Source organism: Microtetraspora niveoalba, from assembly GCF_001570405.1.
In the GTDB taxonomy this organism is placed as follows: domain Bacteria; phylum Actinomycetota; class Actinomycetes; order Streptosporangiales; family Streptosporangiaceae; genus Microtetraspora; species Microtetraspora niveoalba.
In genome coordinates, this window is record NZ_BBYM01000002.1 from 133,006 (window position 1) to 147,162 (window position 14,157).

15 protein-coding genes and 1 pseudogene are annotated in these 14,157 nt (G+C 71.3%); 8 read left to right on the forward strand and 8 right to left on the reverse strand.

Going from position 1 to position 14,157, the window contains the following annotated elements; genetic code table 11:
• Positions 1-139 precede the first annotated feature (139 nt).
• Positions 140-976 (forward strand): alpha/beta fold hydrolase, encoded by an 837-nt coding sequence (locus AWQ70_RS00585; protein WP_281196813.1) that lies wholly within the window; start codon positions 140-142, stop codon positions 974-976.
• Between the two features lie 204 nt (positions 977-1,180).
• Here the strand turns inward: AWQ70_RS00585 and AWQ70_RS00590 are convergent, their stop codons facing one another.
• Together AWQ70_RS00590 and AWQ70_RS00595 are read right to left on the reverse strand one after the other, a co-directional pair.
• Complete coding sequence (locus AWQ70_RS00590) at positions 1,181-3,577, reverse strand: ExeM/NucH family extracellular endonuclease (protein WP_067168655.1); 2,397 nt, start codon at positions 3,575-3,577, stop codon at positions 1,181-1,183.
• 56 nt (positions 3,578-3,633) lie between these two features.
• Positions 3,634-4,287, reverse strand: coding sequence for a peroxiredoxin-like family protein (locus AWQ70_RS00595; RefSeq protein WP_084516390.1), 654 nt, complete (start codon positions 4,285-4,287; stop codon positions 3,634-3,636).
• A gap of 71 nt (positions 4,288-4,358) precedes the next feature.
• Here AWQ70_RS00595 and AWQ70_RS00600 point away from each other — a divergent pair, with 71 nt between their 5' ends.
• Both AWQ70_RS00600 and AWQ70_RS00605 read left to right on the forward strand, forming a co-directional pair.
• Positions 4,359-4,973: a TetR/AcrR family transcriptional regulator gene (locus AWQ70_RS00600; RefSeq protein ID WP_067168659.1), complete on the forward strand. Its 615-nt coding sequence runs from the start codon at positions 4,359-4,361 to the stop codon at positions 4,971-4,973.
• Positions 4,974-4,979: 6 nt separating this feature from the next.
• The gene (locus AWQ70_RS00605) at positions 4,980-5,351 is read left to right on the forward strand and encodes a hypothetical protein (protein ID WP_067168661.1); all 372 of its coding nucleotides are present in this window, start codon (positions 4,980-4,982) and stop codon (positions 5,349-5,351) included.
• 52 nt (positions 5,352-5,403) lie between these two features.
• On the opposite strand, the gene AWQ70_RS00610 is transcribed toward AWQ70_RS00605, so the two are convergent.
• A complete protein-coding gene (locus AWQ70_RS00610; protein WP_067168663.1) occupies positions 5,404-5,862 on the reverse strand; it encodes a MerR family transcriptional regulator in 459 nt (152 codons plus the stop codon).
• Positions 5,863-5,950: 88 nt separating this feature from the next.
• On the opposite strand from AWQ70_RS00610, the gene AWQ70_RS00615 reads away from it, so the two are divergent.
• Entirely contained in the window at positions 5,951-7,000 is a 1,050-nt protein-coding gene (locus AWQ70_RS00615; RefSeq protein WP_067168994.1) for an aldo/keto reductase, read from the forward strand.
• A 76-nt stretch (positions 7,001-7,076) separates the two neighbouring features.
• Here the strand turns inward: AWQ70_RS00615 and AWQ70_RS40900 are convergent, their stop codons facing one another.
• Positions 7,077-7,328 (reverse strand): SAM-dependent methyltransferase, encoded by a 252-nt coding sequence (locus AWQ70_RS40900; RefSeq protein WP_067168665.1) that lies wholly within the window; start codon positions 7,326-7,328, stop codon positions 7,077-7,079.
• Between the two features lie 64 nt (positions 7,329-7,392).
• A pseudogene (locus AWQ70_RS42325) lies at positions 7,393-7,437 on the reverse strand (hypothetical protein); the annotation flags it as partial.
• A 278-nt stretch (positions 7,438-7,715) separates the two neighbouring features.
• Here AWQ70_RS42325 and AWQ70_RS00625 point away from each other — a divergent pair.
• A complete protein-coding gene (locus AWQ70_RS00625) occupies positions 7,716-8,885 on the forward strand; it encodes an acyl-CoA dehydrogenase family protein (RefSeq protein WP_067168667.1) in 1,170 nt (389 codons plus the stop codon).
• Between the two features lie 137 nt (positions 8,886-9,022).
• On the opposite strand, the gene AWQ70_RS40910 is transcribed toward AWQ70_RS00625, so the two are convergent.
• Both AWQ70_RS40910 and AWQ70_RS00635 read right to left on the reverse strand, forming a co-directional pair.
• Positions 9,023-9,376 (reverse strand): hotdog family protein, encoded by a 354-nt coding sequence (locus AWQ70_RS40910; protein ID WP_245646604.1) that lies wholly within the window; start codon positions 9,374-9,376, stop codon positions 9,023-9,025.
• Positions 9,377-9,722: 346 nt separating this feature from the next.
• Positions 9,723-10,217 (reverse strand): winged helix-turn-helix transcriptional regulator, encoded by a 495-nt coding sequence (locus AWQ70_RS00635; RefSeq protein ID WP_067168671.1) that lies wholly within the window; start codon positions 10,215-10,217, stop codon positions 9,723-9,725.
• A gap of 106 nt (positions 10,218-10,323) precedes the next feature.
• Here AWQ70_RS00635 and AWQ70_RS00640 point away from each other — a divergent pair, with 106 nt between their 5' ends.
• A complete protein-coding gene (locus AWQ70_RS00640; RefSeq protein ID WP_245646605.1) occupies positions 10,324-11,772 on the forward strand; it encodes an MFS transporter in 1,449 nt (482 codons plus the stop codon).
• Between the two features lie 28 nt (positions 11,773-11,800).
• A complete protein-coding gene (locus tag AWQ70_RS00645) occupies positions 11,801-12,289 on the forward strand; it encodes a pyridoxamine 5'-phosphate oxidase family protein (RefSeq protein ID WP_067168673.1) in 489 nt (162 codons plus the stop codon).
• A gap of 95 nt (positions 12,290-12,384) precedes the next feature.
• On the opposite strand, the gene AWQ70_RS00650 is transcribed toward AWQ70_RS00645, so the two are convergent.
• Complete coding sequence (locus AWQ70_RS00650) at positions 12,385-12,969, reverse strand: TetR/AcrR family transcriptional regulator (RefSeq protein WP_067168675.1); 585 nt, start codon at positions 12,967-12,969, stop codon at positions 12,385-12,387.
• 153 nt (positions 12,970-13,122) lie between these two features.
• On the opposite strand from AWQ70_RS00650, the gene AWQ70_RS00655 reads away from it, so the two are divergent.
• Complete coding sequence (locus AWQ70_RS00655; protein ID WP_067168677.1) at positions 13,123-14,142, forward strand: aldo/keto reductase; 1,020 nt, start codon at positions 13,123-13,125, stop codon at positions 14,140-14,142.
• Positions 14,143-14,157: the final 15 nt, after the last annotated feature.

The window sequence follows — 14,157 nt, forward strand, 5'->3', positions numbered from 1 at the left end:
AACCGATCTCTACGACATAGCCGATATACGGCGGTCGAGGAACGCGAGGATCGGCCGTCGCACCGATGCCCCTGTTACGCCTGGGGCGTATGGCTGCTCGGGGTGCCGCCGGGTTGTCTAGTTTGAGCGGATGCGTGAAATGAAGACGCCTGACGGTCGTGTGCTCGCTGTGGAGGAATGGGGAGTTCCGGACGGGATTCCGGTGCTTTATACCCATGGCACTCCGATGAGCCGGTTGGCGCGATATCCCGACGACTCCCTGTTCACCGAGATGGGCGTGCGGCTCGTCACCTACGATCGGCCCGGGTTCGGCGCGTCCAGTCCGCGCTCGGGGCGGCGCGTCCACGACGCCGCCGACGACATCGCGACGATCGCGGACGAGCTGGGGATCGACCGGTTCCCGCTGTTCGGCGTGTCCGGCGGGGGACCGCACGCGCTGGCGTTCGCCGCCCGGTTCCCCGAGCGGGTCACCCGGGTGGCGACCCTGGCCGGCCCCGCGCCGTGCGACGCCGGCGGCCTGGACTGGACGGCCGGGATGATGGAGGCCAACCGCAAGACGTCGGTGGCGGCCCTGCGCGGGCGCGAGGCGCTCGTGGCGCATTTCGCCGAGGAGGACGCGGAGTCCGAGAGCCCCGCCACGCTCATGCCCGCGGCCGAGCAGGCCGTGCTCGCCCGGCCCGAGGTCAAGCGGATGCTGGCCGCCGCGTTCGCCGAGGCGGTGCGGCCCGGCACGGACGGCTGGATCGACGACGAGCTCGCTCTGTACGGCCTGCCGTGGGGGTTCGATCCGGCCGGCATCACCGTGCCGGTCCGGATATGGCACGGCACGCGGGACACCGTCATCCCCGTCTCCCACGCCCGCTGGCTCGCCGCGCGCATCCCGGCGGCGACCCTGATCGAGGACGGCGAGGCCGGGCACGCCGGGCACTTCGCCGCCACACCGGCGATGCTGCGCTGGCTCGTCACGGGCGACTGACCCGCACCCTCGGCCCGCGCGACGCGGCGGGCGTGCGCTCCGGCGGCCAGGCCGTGAGGCGGACGGGCCGTGAGGCGGACGGGCCGTGAGGCGGACGGGCCATGAGGCGGACGGGCCATGAGGCGGATGGGCCGTGAGGCGGACGGGCCGTGGCACGGGGCTTCCGTGCCACGGCCCGCGGCCCTCATGCCGGGGAGTGCTCCGTCAGAGGTCCAACCCGATCAGCAGCGGGTCGTGGTCGGAGGAGCGGTAGGCGTCCGGCGCGTACAGGTACGGCGGGTTGAACTCGGTGTTGTAGTCCATGAACCGGCCCTCGTCGCTGTTGATGTGCCAGATGGTGGCGCCGGTCACGAGTTTGCTCAGCTTCTTGTCGGCCAGGGCGTGGTCGAGCTCGCCGGAGAGGCCCTCGAAGACGTAGCTGTAGCGGTCCTTCACCGGGACGTACTTCTTGCTCAGGCTGATCAGCCCGCCCGCCTCCAGCGTGTGGATCGGATCCTCCTCGCCGTACGCGTTGATGTCGCCGACGACGAGCGTGTTCTTCAGCCCGTGGCCGTCGATCAGGGCCAGCAGCGCCTGGGCCTGCTTGACCCGCTTGGCGTTGTAGCAGCTCTGGCCGTCGCCCTGGTCGGCGTCCGCACCGGTGGCGTCACCGTCGACGTCGGTGCACCCCTTCGACTTGAAGTGGTTGACCAGCACGGTGAAGCTCTCGCCGCGCCCGTTCGCCTTGCGGAACGTCTGGACCAGCGGCGGCCGGTTGAAGATCGGGTCGGAGGAGGACAGCGCCGCGCCGACCGGGGTGACCGCGGCCGGCTTGTAGATCAGCGCGGTCTGGATCACGTCCGTGCCCGGGTTGGGGTGGGTGATCGCCTTGTAGGTGCCCGCGCCGACCTTGGCGTTGAGGGCGTCCACCAGGGCGTTCAGCGCCACGTCGGAGTTGCGCTCGACCTCCATCAGCCCGGCCACGTCGGGGTTCAGGCTCGTGATGTTGGCGACCAGCTTGGCGAGCTGCCTGTCGCGCTCGGCGGCCGTGGTCGCGCCCCGGGACCTGAGCGTGGTGAACCAGTTGAGCGTGTTGAGGCTCGCCACCCGGACGTCGCCGCCGACCTTCTCCGGCCCGGCGGGGCGCGGGTTCTCCGGCCGGAACTCGAAGGTCTGGGTCGGCTGGACCCGGTAGGCCCCGAAGCCGTAGGTGAGCACCCCGGTCAGGTTCTTGACCTCGTCGCCGAGCCGGACCGTGTTCGACCCCTGGGAGTGGTACGGCAGGGTCGGCGGGTTCTGCACGTTGGAACCGTCGTCGAGCAGGATCGTCCGCCGCGCGTCCTTCTCGGTGTCCACGTTCTTGCGGTCGGTCGGCTGCCACAGCCGGCCGCCCTGCGCGAGGGTGATCTCCCCGAACCGGCCGAGGTTGTAGATCTCCGACGCGGCCAGTTCGCCCTTGAAGGTGACGAGCATGCCCTCGTAGCGCTCGAGGGTGATGTCCTTCTTGAGCGGCAGCTTCACCGCGGTCGGCTTGACGGCGCCGGTCCCGCAGACGTTGACGGCGGTGGCCGGCGAGATCTCGGTCAGGCCGTTGAACTCGATCGCCTTGCCGGAGACCCGCACCCGGTCACCCACCGTGACCGGTGAGGTGGAGAACACGAACAGGCCCTCGGAGGTCGCCGGGTCTCCGTCCGGCTCGGAGTCCTGGATGTAGAAGCCGTCGAACTGGCCGGCCCCCTGGTAGGCGCCGGTGACGATGCCCTCGACCCGGACGTCCGTACCGGCGACCGGGCTGACGTCGCCGCTCCCCTGCACCTGCGCGATCCGGTGCGTGATCGGGGTGTCGCAGGTGGCATCCGGCGTGGGGCTCGTCGTGGGGCTCGGCTCCGCCGACGGAGAAGCCGAGGGCGACGCGGACGGGGAAGCCGAGGGGGAAGCGGACGGGGACGGCTCGGCACCCCCGCACGGCGCCAGGGGCGTGGCGGAGTTGCGCGGGGCGGGGGCCGCGGCGTCGAAGTCGGCACCGTTGTCGCCGGTGTCGGCGCAGCCGCCGTTCTTGCGGATCGCGGCGGTGCTGTTGGTGAGGGCGGGCGCGGGGCTGCCCTTGTAGAAGTTGGCCGAGCCGTAGCCGACGAGGTCGGCGAGCAGCGCCATCTGGTCGTCGGTGCAGGGGGCGCTGGAGCCGTTGCAGGCCAGGCCGTCGGCGGAGCGGACCAGCGCCACCTTGCCCGCCGTGCCGCTCATGTTGCTGGTGCCGACGTCGTCGGGCTGGGGCAGCGAGCCGCCGGGCGTGGTGCCCGCGGCGAGTTGGACCAGGTGGTACTGGCCGGGGGCGAGGGTTCCGGTGAGGGACGTCTTGTTGGCGGCGAAGTTCCCGGTCCCGGCGGCGCTGGTGTACTGCAGCGACCAGCCCTCCAGGGAGACGGCGGCGTCACCGCGGTTGAAGAGTTCGACGTAGTCGTTGGTGAGGGGGGCGCCGGAGTTCCCGCCGCCGCCGTACACCTGGCTGATGACAACGGTGCCCTGCGCCGCGAGGGCGGGGGCCGGGGGCAGAGCGGCGATCGAGCCGGCGGTCACGCCGGCGCACCCAAGGATCGCGAGCGCTCGGGGCATTACACGCATGACCCGAGAGGGTAAAGCCGCGAGTATCCATATTCCGCATCTATTGCGTGGATAAATTATGAATTCGAAATATCGGCACTTCCTGTCGATCCAGGCGCCGAGGATCTGGCGGCATCTGACCTGGCAGGACCGGGCCGCGAGGGCGAACCGGACGCCAGGTCGAGCAGTTCGTCGACGCTCCACTGGTCGTAGGCGTGCTCGCCGTACTTGGCGGCGAGCACCCGCCCGTCACGGCCGATCAGGAAGTCGGCGGGAAGCCCGAACCGGCCGCCGTGCGGCCTGGCCGCCGGGCCGCGTTCCCGGCCGCGCAGGATCCCCCACGCGCTCAGCGCGACCGCGCCGACGATCGGCCCCCACACGCGCGGGTCGAGCAGCGAGCGGCGCGCCGACTCCACGCCGAACTCGACGTACAGCCGCTTGCCGGGATCGGCGATCACGGCGAACGGCAGGGCGGAGGTGTGCTCGGCCAGCTCTTCGGCGGACGAGTGGAAGACCACGACCTCGCGGACTCCCGCCGCCTCGATCTCGTCGTGCCGCCGCACCACGGAGCGCAGGTGCAGGTTGCAGACCGGACATCCCGCGAACCGCCGGAACTGCAGGTGGATCAGCCGCTCATCGTCCGGGATGGCGACCGGCCCGCCGGAGACCGCCGTCAACTGGCGGGCGCTGACCGCCGACCCGGGCTCCATCGCCCTTCGGAACGCGCACATCGGGAACCTCATTCGTAGGTGTACGGCATACGCCTACGATCATAAGTGTATGCCGTACGCTGTCAACCGTCATGCCTCGCCCGCGTTCACTCACTCCCGCTCAACTGGCCGCGGCCGCACTCGCCGTCATCGACCGCGACGGACTCGCCGGGCTGTCGATGCGCGCCGTCGCCCAGCAGGTCGGCATGAGCACCATGGCGCTCTACCGGTACGTCGACGACCGGGGCGAACTCGAACAACTCGTCATCGAACTCGTCCTCGGCGCCGTCGACACCACGCCTCCCGCCGCGGACCGGCCTTGGCAGGAGCGGATCGAGACCATGGTCGACCGGGTCCGCGACATCGTGGGCGCCCATCCGTGGATCGTCCCGCTGATCGTCGCCCATCGGCATCGGTCCGTCAGCGTGCTGCGCTGGTCGGAGACGGTGGCCGGCATCCTCGCCGAAGCCGGCCTGGACGGCCGGAAGCGGGTCATCGCCCTGCGCGGCCTGCTCGCCTACATCATCGGCGCGATCCAGCTCGAACACCTCGGACCGCTGGCCGGCCAGGGCACCGGCGTCATCGCCGACCTGCCGCCGGCCGAGTTTCCCCACATGGCCGAAACCGCCCGGCACGCCCGCGCCGTCGACGCCGATGAGGAGTTCCACGGAGGGCTCGCCAACCTGCTCAGAGGCATGGGGGTGTGACATCTCATGAACGGCGTCGACGGGCGTCCCTCTCGGACGGCATGGGCGGCACCACTCGCCGTCAACACGGTGCTCGGATACTTCGGGACCCTCCCGTTGAGCTTGACCTGGATCTTCCTCGCCAACTATCCGCTGGCCGCCGTCGGGCTCACACAACGTGAACCGACCGACAACGACGGCATCCTTCCCTGGCTGATCGTCCTCGGCGGGATCGGCGGGCTGTGCCTCGCCTTGTGGGCGGCGGTCAACATCGCGGTGCGGAGACTCACGAAGCTTCCGGCACGGCGCTACTGGCCGTTCAGCGCGGTCGTGTCACTCATCCCGACCATCGTCTTCGTCGTCGCCCCCGGCGTGTGGGAGACGCTGCGCTGGTACTGATCACACCGGCCGGGGAGTCACTTCCCGCTCCCGATCCGCCGGCGGTCCGCCTTCACTGGGCCGATGCCGCCCGTTGATTCCGCGGCGTCCGCTCCGGCGGGGACGACGCGCCGCACACGTGCTCGGCGGGACCGCGGTCGAGGTGGTCTTCGTACACGCCGACCTTGAAGGTGATCAGATCCAGGCAGCGGGTCAGCCGGTCGATCTGGGCGATCACGTCCTCCCGGTGCCGGCGCAGCAGGTCGAGCCGCTCCCTTTCGGTGCCGGCCCCCTGCCTGACGAGGTCGGTGTACGCACGGATCGCGGGGAGCGGCATCCCGGAGGCACGCAGGATGACGCAGAGCCGCAGCCACTCCACGTCGTCCTCGCTGTAGAGGCGGCGCCCGCCGGCCCCGCGCCGTACGGCGTTGGCCAGGATGCCCTCACGCTCGTAGAAGCGCAGCGTGTGCACGCTCAAACCGGTGCGTTCGGCCACCTGTCCGATGCTCAGATCCTCCGCGGCCCCAGACATGCACTCCAGAATAGGGGCTTGCCCTAGAGCCGACTCTAGAACCTAGAGTGCGCCGGGTGATCACCCCCACCACCAAGGGAGCATGACCATGCGCTACCGCGTCCTCGGCGGCACCGGCATCGAGGTGAGCGTCCACTGCCTCGGGACCATGATGTTCGGCGCCGTCGGCAACCCCGACCACGACGACTGCGTCCGCATCATCCACGCCGCCCTCGACCAGGGGATCAACTTCGTCGACACCGCCGACATGTACTCGGCGGGCGAGTCGGAGGAGATCGTGGGAAAGGCGCTGCACGGCCGCCGTGACGACGTCGTGCTCGCCACCAAGGTGCACTTCCCGATGGGCGAGGGCCCGAACCGCGGCGGCAACTCCCGGCGCTGGATCATCAGGGAGGTCGAGGAGAGCCTCAGACGCCTGCGGACCGACTGGATCGACCTCTACCAGGTCCATCGTCCCGACCACACGACCGACATCGAGGAGACGCTCTCCGCGCTGAGCGACCTCGTGCACCAGGGCAAGATCCGCGCCTTCGGCTGCTCCACCTTCCCGGCCGAGGAGATCGTCGAGGCGCATCACGTCGCCGAGCGCCGCGGTCTGCTGCGCTTCAGGACCGAGCAGCCGCCGTACTCGCTGCTGGCCCGGGGCATCGAGACGTCCGTGCTGCCGGTCTGCCAGCGGCTGGGGATGGGGGTGCTGACCTGGGGCCCGCTGGCGTCGGGCTTCCTGACCGGCAGATATCGCAAGGGGCAGCCGGTCGACCTCACCACCGGCCGCGCGGCGCTGACACCGGCCCGCTTCGACCCCTCGCTGCCCCTGACCGCCACCAAACTGGACATCGTGGAGCAGTTCGTCGAGGTCGCGGACGGCCTCGGCTGCTCGCTGCCCGAGCTGGCCGTGGCCTTCTCCGTGGCGCATCCCGGCGTCACCTCGGTGATCACGGGGCCGCGGACGATGGACCAGTTGGACGCGCTGCTCAAGGGCGCCTCGCTCACCCTCGACGACGCCGTCCTCGACCGGATCGACGAGATCGTGCCCCCGGGGACCGACGTCTACCGCCCGGACGGCGCCTGGCGCCCGCCGGTGCTCACCGACGCCGCCCGCCGACGCCGTCCGGTCGCGGACCGGCCCGCCGCCTAGATCCGCCGTCTGGACGGCCCGCGGCCGCGGACCCTCCCGTGGCGCGGCGCGGGCGGCGCCTGCACCACACCGACCGTCAGTCCATGCGGGCGACGGCTCCGAGGATTCCGGGCCGGGTGAGGTCGACGGGCCCGTCCTTCCGCCCCTCGGGCCGCCAGGCCCGTACGGGGACGATGCCGGGGTCCAGGATCTCGAGCCCGGCGAAGTACGAGGTGATCTGAGGAAGATCGCGACCGGAGATGCCGCCGGAGGTGGTGGTGGAGTAGACCCGCCGCCCGGCGCTGACCGCCGCCTGGTCGCCGTCGCCCTGGTAGATGTGCGAGAGCACGAGATGGCTGCCCGGAGTCAGACGCTCGCGAATCCGAGCGACGATCTGTGCGGCGACCTCGTCGTTCGGCGGGGAAGTTGTCCGTGCCGCCCAGGTAGTAGTCGTACATGCGGGCGACGCTGGGAATACCGGGGTCCACCCCGGGCGGTACCTGTGTGAGATCGTCCACGGGTTCTGCCTTTCGCCGGCCGATTCACCGGGATCGTATGCGCGGAGGGCGGATCGACGAGTGGCGACCCCGCGCGAGACCGATGATGGCGGGCGTGGTGTCCGGCACCCCGGACACCACGCCCCGGACCGCTCCACCGGAGGAGGCGCCGCCGACGCCGAGGGGCGGTCCTCATCCGGAATGAACGGAAGGCCGCGGCGTGCGGCCTCGCGGCACCGATGGAGGACGACGTGGCAGCACTGAGCGAGGAGGAGCGGGCGATCGTGGCGACGGTCCGGGACTTCGTGGACCGCGAGGTCCGCCCCGTGGCCCGCGACCTGGAGCACGCCGACGAGTACCCCGAGGCGCTGATCGAGCAGATGAAGCGCCTCGGCGTCTTCGGGCTCGCGGTGCCCGAGCCGTACGGCGACGTGCGGGTCTCCATGGCCTGCTACGTCCTGGTCACCGAGGAGCTCGCCCGGGGATGGATGAGCCTCGCGGGCGCGATGGGCGGGCACACCGTGGTCGCCAAGCTGATCGCGGCCTTCGGCACCGAGGAGCAGAAGCGCCGCTATCTCCCCCGCATGGCCACCGGCGAGATCCGCGCCACGATGGCGCTCACCGAGCCGGGCGGCGGCTCCGACCTGCAGGCCATGACCACCGTCGCCCGCCGCGAGGGCGACCGGTACGTCGTCGACGGAGCCAAGACCTGGATCACCAACTCCCGCCGCTCCCGGCTCATCGCCCTGCTCTGCAAGACCGACCCGGCCGCCGAACCGGCGCACACCGGCATGAGCATCCTGCTCGTCGAGCACGGGCCCGGTCTCACCGTCTCCCGCGACCTGCCCAAGCTCGGGTACAAGGGCGTGGAGAGCTGCGAGTTGTCCTTCGACGGCTACCGCGCCCCCGCCTCCGCGCTCCTCGGCGGCGTCGAGGGCCGGGGATTCGCGCAGATGATGAAGGGGCTGGAGACCGGCCGCATCCAGGTCGCCGCCCGCGCCCTGGGCGTGGGCCGGGCCGCGTTCGAGGACGCGCTGCGCTACGCCCAGGAGCGTGAGAGCTTCGGCAAGCCGATCTGGAAGCACCAGTCGATCGGGAACTACCTCGCCGACATGGCCACCAAGCTCACCGCCGCGCGGCAACTCGTGCTGTACGCGGCGGAACGCGCCGACACCGGGCGGCGCTGCGACATGGAGGCCGGGATGGCCAAGCTGTTCGCCTCCGAGACCGCGATGGAGATCGCGCTCAACGCCGTGCGGATCCACGGCGGGTACGGCTACTCGACGGAGTTCGACGTCGAACGCTACTTCCGCGACGCCCCGCTCATGATCGTCGGCGAGGGCACCAACGAGATCCAGCGCAACGTCATCGCGTCCCAGCTCGTCAGCAGAGGAGGGCTGGACCTTTGACCGGCGCGCCGCTCTCGCCCCGGGTACGGGAGGCGCTTCCGGTGGCCTGTCGCACGACGTGACCAGGTGGTCCACGGCTTCCGCCCGGGAGCCCCGGGAGCGGATCCAGGCCAAGGTTCGCAGACGCCGGACACTCCCTAGGCCATGACGGCGACGAATCGCCAGTCCAGCACATCTCTCGGCTCGCCGCCGTCCGCCGCCTTCACCAGCGAGCGGAGATGGACGAGCCCACCGCCGCCGGGCAGCGCCCGGCGGCGCTCGACCGCCACCTCGCTGGCCAGCGTGTCGCCCTCGCGGACCGGGCCCACGTGGGCGCAGCCGTGCCAGGCCGTGACCGCGACCAGATTGGGCAGGGCCCGGGCGGCCTGGGACAGGGCGAGGCCGATGGTGTGCCCTCCGTACACCAGCCGCGCGCCTCCGGCGGCACCCGCGTCGTGATGCACCTGCGCCATGTTGAGGGTGAGCCTGGCCAGCTCCGGGGCGGCGGACACCACGTCTCCCCCGCCCACCCGCCAGGCCTCGCCCTCGGCGACGTCGGAGAAGTGCCGGCCCGGGACGTACGGAGAGTGTCGCCGATCAGGGGGAACCGCCGGAAGGCGAGGCCGCGATAGAACAGGTTCGCCTTGACGTGGTGGGTGACGAGGGTGGACCGCCCGATCGCCACGTCCCAGACCAGCGCCGGATGGGCCTGCGGGCCCCTCGGCGATCGTCGTCATCGGCCCGCTCCCTTCGCCCCGGCCAGGACCCGCCTGGCCGTCATCGCGACCGCTTCGGCCGCCGCCCCCACTTCGTCCCCCGGGTTCCACCGCGCGGGCGCGGTGCGGGCGGCCGTCGCGGTCAGCTCCGGATCGGCAGGGCCGCGCGCGCGACGGCCAGGCGTTGGGCCTCGTCCCGTTCGGCGGCCTCCTGCTCGGCGGCCGCGCGCCTGTCGTAGGCGGCGCGCGCCGCGGCGATGGCGTTCTGGTGCTCCTCGGTCCAGACGACCAGGGCGCGGATGGTGCTGTGCAGCGTCACGCCCATCGGCGTCAGCTCGTAGTCCACCCGCGGCGGGACGGTCGGATGCACCGTCCTGCTCACCAGGCCGTCGCGCTCCAGGTGCCGCAGCGTGCGGGTCAGCATCCGCTGGCTGACCCCGTCGATCGCGCGGCGCAGCTCGGTGAAGCGCAGGCTCCGCTTGTCGAGCAGCGCGATCACCAGGAGGGACCACTTGTCGGCGACGCGGTCGAGGATCTGCCGCACCTCGCAGTCCGCGCGCTGGTCCCACTGGAGAACGTCGTCGTCGATGCCGGTATCCCCGCAGTAACCGAGGGACTCGAAAGTGCCGTCTTCCATGGTGATCAATGGTGCCTGACGATGCTGTCGGTTACAAGAGGGAACCGGCAGGCACTCGGGGAACCGCCCCGGGACCGGTTCCCCGATGAGAGGGAGTCAGATCCCGATGTCCAACTCCGTCAGCGGATCCGTCGCCGCCGGCCACCCGGCCCGCATGACAGGGCGCGCGTGGGGCGTGCTGCTGGTCCTGTGCGGCGCGATCTTCCTGGAGGGGATCGACGTGGCGATGCTGAACGTGGCGCTGCCGTCGATCCGCGCCGACCTGGACCTGTCCACCGGAATGCTCAGCGGCGTGGTCAGCGCCTACGTGCTCGGCTACGGCGGGTTCATGCTGCTGGGCGGGCGCGCCGCCGACCTGCTGGGGCATCGGCGGATGTTCGTGTCGTGGCTGGCCGTCTTCCTGGTCTTCTCCGGGCTCGGCGGTTTCGCCACCGAGGGCTGGATGCTGCTGGCCGCACGCTTCGTCACGGGGGTCGCGGCCGCGTTCATGGCACCCGCCGGGCTGGCGCTGGTCACGTCCAACTTCCCCGAGGGGCCGGTGCGCACGAAGGCGCTCGGCGTGTACGCGGGGACGGCGGCGGGCGGGTTCTCGCTCGGCCTGGTCGCGGGCGGCGTGCTCGCCTCGTTCGGCTGGCGGTGGGTCTTCTTCGCGCCGGTCATCCTGTCGGCGCTGATCCTGGCGGCCGCGCTGGTCCTCGTCCGCGACACGGGCGGTGAGCGGACCTCGGGCGACTTCGACCTGGCGGGGGCGTTCGCCATCACAGGGGCCATGCTGCTGCTGGCGTACGGAGTGGTCCGGCTGGAGCACCCCGGTGACGGCCCCGGCCTGACCGCCGGCGTGTTCGTCGCGGGACTGGCGCTGCTGGGGCTGCTCGTCGTGATCGAGTCCCGGTCGTCGTCGCCGCTCGTGCGGCTGGGCGTCCTGCGCGCGGCGCCGCTCGTGCGCGTCAACGTGGCGGCGCTGCTGTTCCTGGTCGCGTTCGCGGGCTTCCAGTTCTTGGCCACCCTGTACTTCCAGGAGCTGCGCGGTTGGAACACGATGCAGACCGGCCTGGCCATGCTGGTCATCGGCGTCGACACGGTGCTCGCGCCCACGCTGACGCCGCGCCTGGTGAACCGCTTCGGCAACACCCGGGTGCTGTTCGGCGGCGTCGTGCTCGCGGCGGTCGCGTACGCGCTGTTCCTGCCCGTCGGGATGGACTGGACCTACACCGCCATGCTTCCGGCGCTTCTCCTGCTCGGTCTGGCCTTCTCGCTGGCCTACGGTCCGCTGACCATGGCCGCGACCGAGGGCGTCGACGAGGACGAGCAGGGCCTGGCGGGCGGCCTGCTCTACACGGCCATGCAGTTCGGCACGGCGCTCGGGCTGTCGGCCGTCACCGCCGTCAGCGTCGCCGCCGGGTCGGGGCTGGGCGCGCTGCGGACCGCGCTCGTCGTCCCGGTGGCGGCGGCGGCGCTGGGTGCGGCCGTCATCGCGTTCGGCCTCCGCGCCTCCGGCGCGCCGTCGGGGCCGGCGCAGGGCGCCCCGGCCGAGTCCGCCCCGGCCGCCGTCTGAGCGGAGCCTGTACCGGAAGGAGAGGACGTTGGCCGCTCACGCGACGTCGTTCACGCAGATCAAGAGCCAGTTCGAGACCTACATCGGCGACATCGTGTACGCCACCATGACCACCGTCGACACGAAGGGACGGCCCCGCGCGCGAGTGTTGATCCCGGTCTGGGAGACCCTCGACGACGGCCCGCTCGGCTGGCTCGCCACCTACAGGACACCGGTCAAGGCCGCTCATCTGGCGGGCAACCCGCACACCACGTTCTCCTACTGGACGCCGCGCCAGAACGCGGTGAGCATCGACGCCGTCGCCACCTGGGTCGACGACCTCGAGGCCAAGCGCCACGTGTGGGAGCTCTACCGGCGTACGAGCCCGAAGGGGGCCGGGTACGACCTGGGCGCCTTCTGGCGCGGCGGGCCCGGCGATCCGAAGTTGCACCTCCTGAGGCTGGAGCCGTGGCGCGTCCAGGTGATCAGGGGAACCGACCTGCGCGGCAGGATCTGGTATGCCCCCGGGAAACGCTGACGGGGCGCCGGGCCGTCACCGCCCATGACCCGGTCGCGTCGCCGGGTACGGATCGCGGCCGGGGTGCCCGGCCGCGATCCGGTACCCGGCGATCGTCAGTGCGGCCGGCGGAGTCCCGCGATGAGGATCTCGACCAGTCGACGCGCGTCGTAGCGGGAATCGTTGTCCATGCAGAGGTTCCCGACACCGCGCATGAGCTCGTACGCCTCCAGGCCGGACCGGATCTCGCCGGAACCGGCCGCGGCGTCGAGCAACTCGGCGCACACGGGCACGAGGCGGTCGAGGAAGTAGGCGTGCAGCGCGTCGAAGCCGGCGTCGTCGGACCGCAGCGCGGCGGCGAGTCCGTGCTTGGTGACCAGGAAGTCGACGAAGAGGTCGATCCATCGCCCCAGCGCGGCGTAAGGAGTCGCGCTGGTCGCCAGCAGCGCCGGACCGGCCTCGGCGCAGGCCTCGACCTGGTGCCGGTAGACCGCGATGACGAGATCCGCCCGCGTCGGGAAGTGGCGGTAGATCGTGGCCGTCCCGACGCCGGCCTTGGCCGCGATTTCGCGTACCGGCGCGTCCACGCCCGACGTCACGAAGATCGCGGCCGCCGCGTCGAGCAGAGTCTCCTTGTTGCGCCGGGCGTCCGCCCGTTTGGGCCGGGCCGCATGCCCCGCGCCACGGTCGCCGTCGTTCACCGCGCCTTCCCCCCACCATCGAGATTGCTAAACGGGACAATGTTCCGTATCTTCAAACGGGACACGGTCCCGTTTGTCCATGATGCCAGAGCAGGGGACCGGCGACCAACCACGCGTCGCCACCGCACTTCACCCGCAACGGAGGAGACAGTCATGCAGTACCGCACCTTGGGCCGCACCGGTGTGCAGGTCAGCTCCCTCGCGCTCGGCGCGATGAACTTCGGCGCGATCGGACGCACCACCCAGGACGAGGCCACCGCCATCGTCGACGCCGCCCTCGATGGCGGGATCAACCTCATCGACACCGCAGACATGTACAGCGGCGGTGTGTCGGAAGAGATGGTCGGCAAAGCCATCGCCGGCCGCCGCGACGACATCGTGCTGGCCACGAAGGCGACCATGCCCATGGGCGACGAGCGCAACCATCGGGGCAGCTCGCGCCGCTGGCTGGTCACCGCGCTGGACGACAGCCTGCGCCGCCTCGGCGTGGACCACGTCGATCTCTACCAGATCCACCGGTGGGACCCGAGCACCGGCGACGAGGAGACGTTGTCGGCTCTGACCGACCTCCAGCGCGCGGGGAAGATCCGCTACTTCGGCTCCTCGACCTTCCCCGCGTACCGCATCGTGCAGGCGCAGTGGGCCGCCCGCGAGCATCACCTGAGCCGGTACGTCACCGAGCAGCCCAGCTACTCGATCCTGCAACGCGGGATCGAGAGCCACGTGCTCCCCGTGACCGAGGAGTACGGGCTCGGCGTGCTGGTGTGGAGCCCGTTGGCCTCGGGCTGGCTGTCGGGAGCGATCCGTGAGGGCCGGGAGATCGCCACCCACCGCTCGACGTTCATGCCGGAGCGCTTCGACACCGCCGTTCCGTCCAACCGGGCCAGGCTCGACGCCGTCGAGCGGTTGGCCGGCGTCGCCGACGAGGCCGGCCTGACGATGATCCAGCTCGCGCTCGGATTCGTGACCGCGCACCCCGCCGTGACCAGCGCGATCATCGGTCCCCGCACGCTGGACCACCTGCACTCGCAACTCGCGGCCGCCGACACCGTGCTCTCCGCCGACGTGCTCGACGCGATCGACACGATCGTCGCCCCCGGCACCGACCTCGCCCCACACGAGAAGTTCGACACTCCGCCCGCACTGCTCGACCCGTCGCTGCGGCGTCGCTGACCGCCCGAGGGACAG

What these genes read in the sequence shown, in the direction of transcription:
- AWQ70_RS00585 (WP_281196813.1), top strand. Translation starts at nt 140, where the DNA reads ATGAAGACGCCTGACGGTCGTGTGCTCGCTGTGGAGGAATGGGGAGTT.
- AWQ70_RS00590 (WP_067168655.1), bottom strand. Translation starts at nt 3,577, where the DNA reads ATGCGTGTAATGCCCCGAGCGCTCGCGATCCTTGGGTGCGCCGGCGTG.
- AWQ70_RS00595 (WP_084516390.1), bottom strand. Translation starts at nt 4,287, where the DNA reads ATGTGCGCGTTCCGAAGGGCGATGGAGCCCGGGTCGGCGGTCAGCGCC.
- AWQ70_RS00600 (WP_067168659.1), top strand. Translation starts at nt 4,359, where the DNA reads ATGCCTCGCCCGCGTTCACTCACTCCCGCTCAACTGGCCGCGGCCGCA.
- AWQ70_RS00605 (WP_067168661.1), top strand. Translation starts at nt 4,980, where the DNA reads ATGAACGGCGTCGACGGGCGTCCCTCTCGGACGGCATGGGCGGCACCA.
- AWQ70_RS00610 (WP_067168663.1), bottom strand. Translation starts at nt 5,862, where the DNA reads ATGTCTGGGGCCGCGGAGGATCTGAGCATCGGACAGGTGGCCGAACGC.
- AWQ70_RS00615 (WP_067168994.1), top strand. Translation starts at nt 5,951, where the DNA reads ATGCGCTACCGCGTCCTCGGCGGCACCGGCATCGAGGTGAGCGTCCAC.
- AWQ70_RS00625 (WP_067168667.1), top strand. Translation starts at nt 7,716, where the DNA reads ATGGAGGACGACGTGGCAGCACTGAGCGAGGAGGAGCGGGCGATCGTG.
- AWQ70_RS00635 (WP_067168671.1), bottom strand. Translation starts at nt 10,217, where the DNA reads ATGGAAGACGGCACTTTCGAGTCCCTCGGTTACTGCGGGGATACCGGC.
- AWQ70_RS00640 (WP_245646605.1), top strand. Translation starts at nt 10,324, where the DNA reads ATGTCCAACTCCGTCAGCGGATCCGTCGCCGCCGGCCACCCGGCCCGC.
- AWQ70_RS00655 (WP_067168677.1), top strand. Translation starts at nt 13,123, where the DNA reads ATGCAGTACCGCACCTTGGGCCGCACCGGTGTGCAGGTCAGCTCCCTC.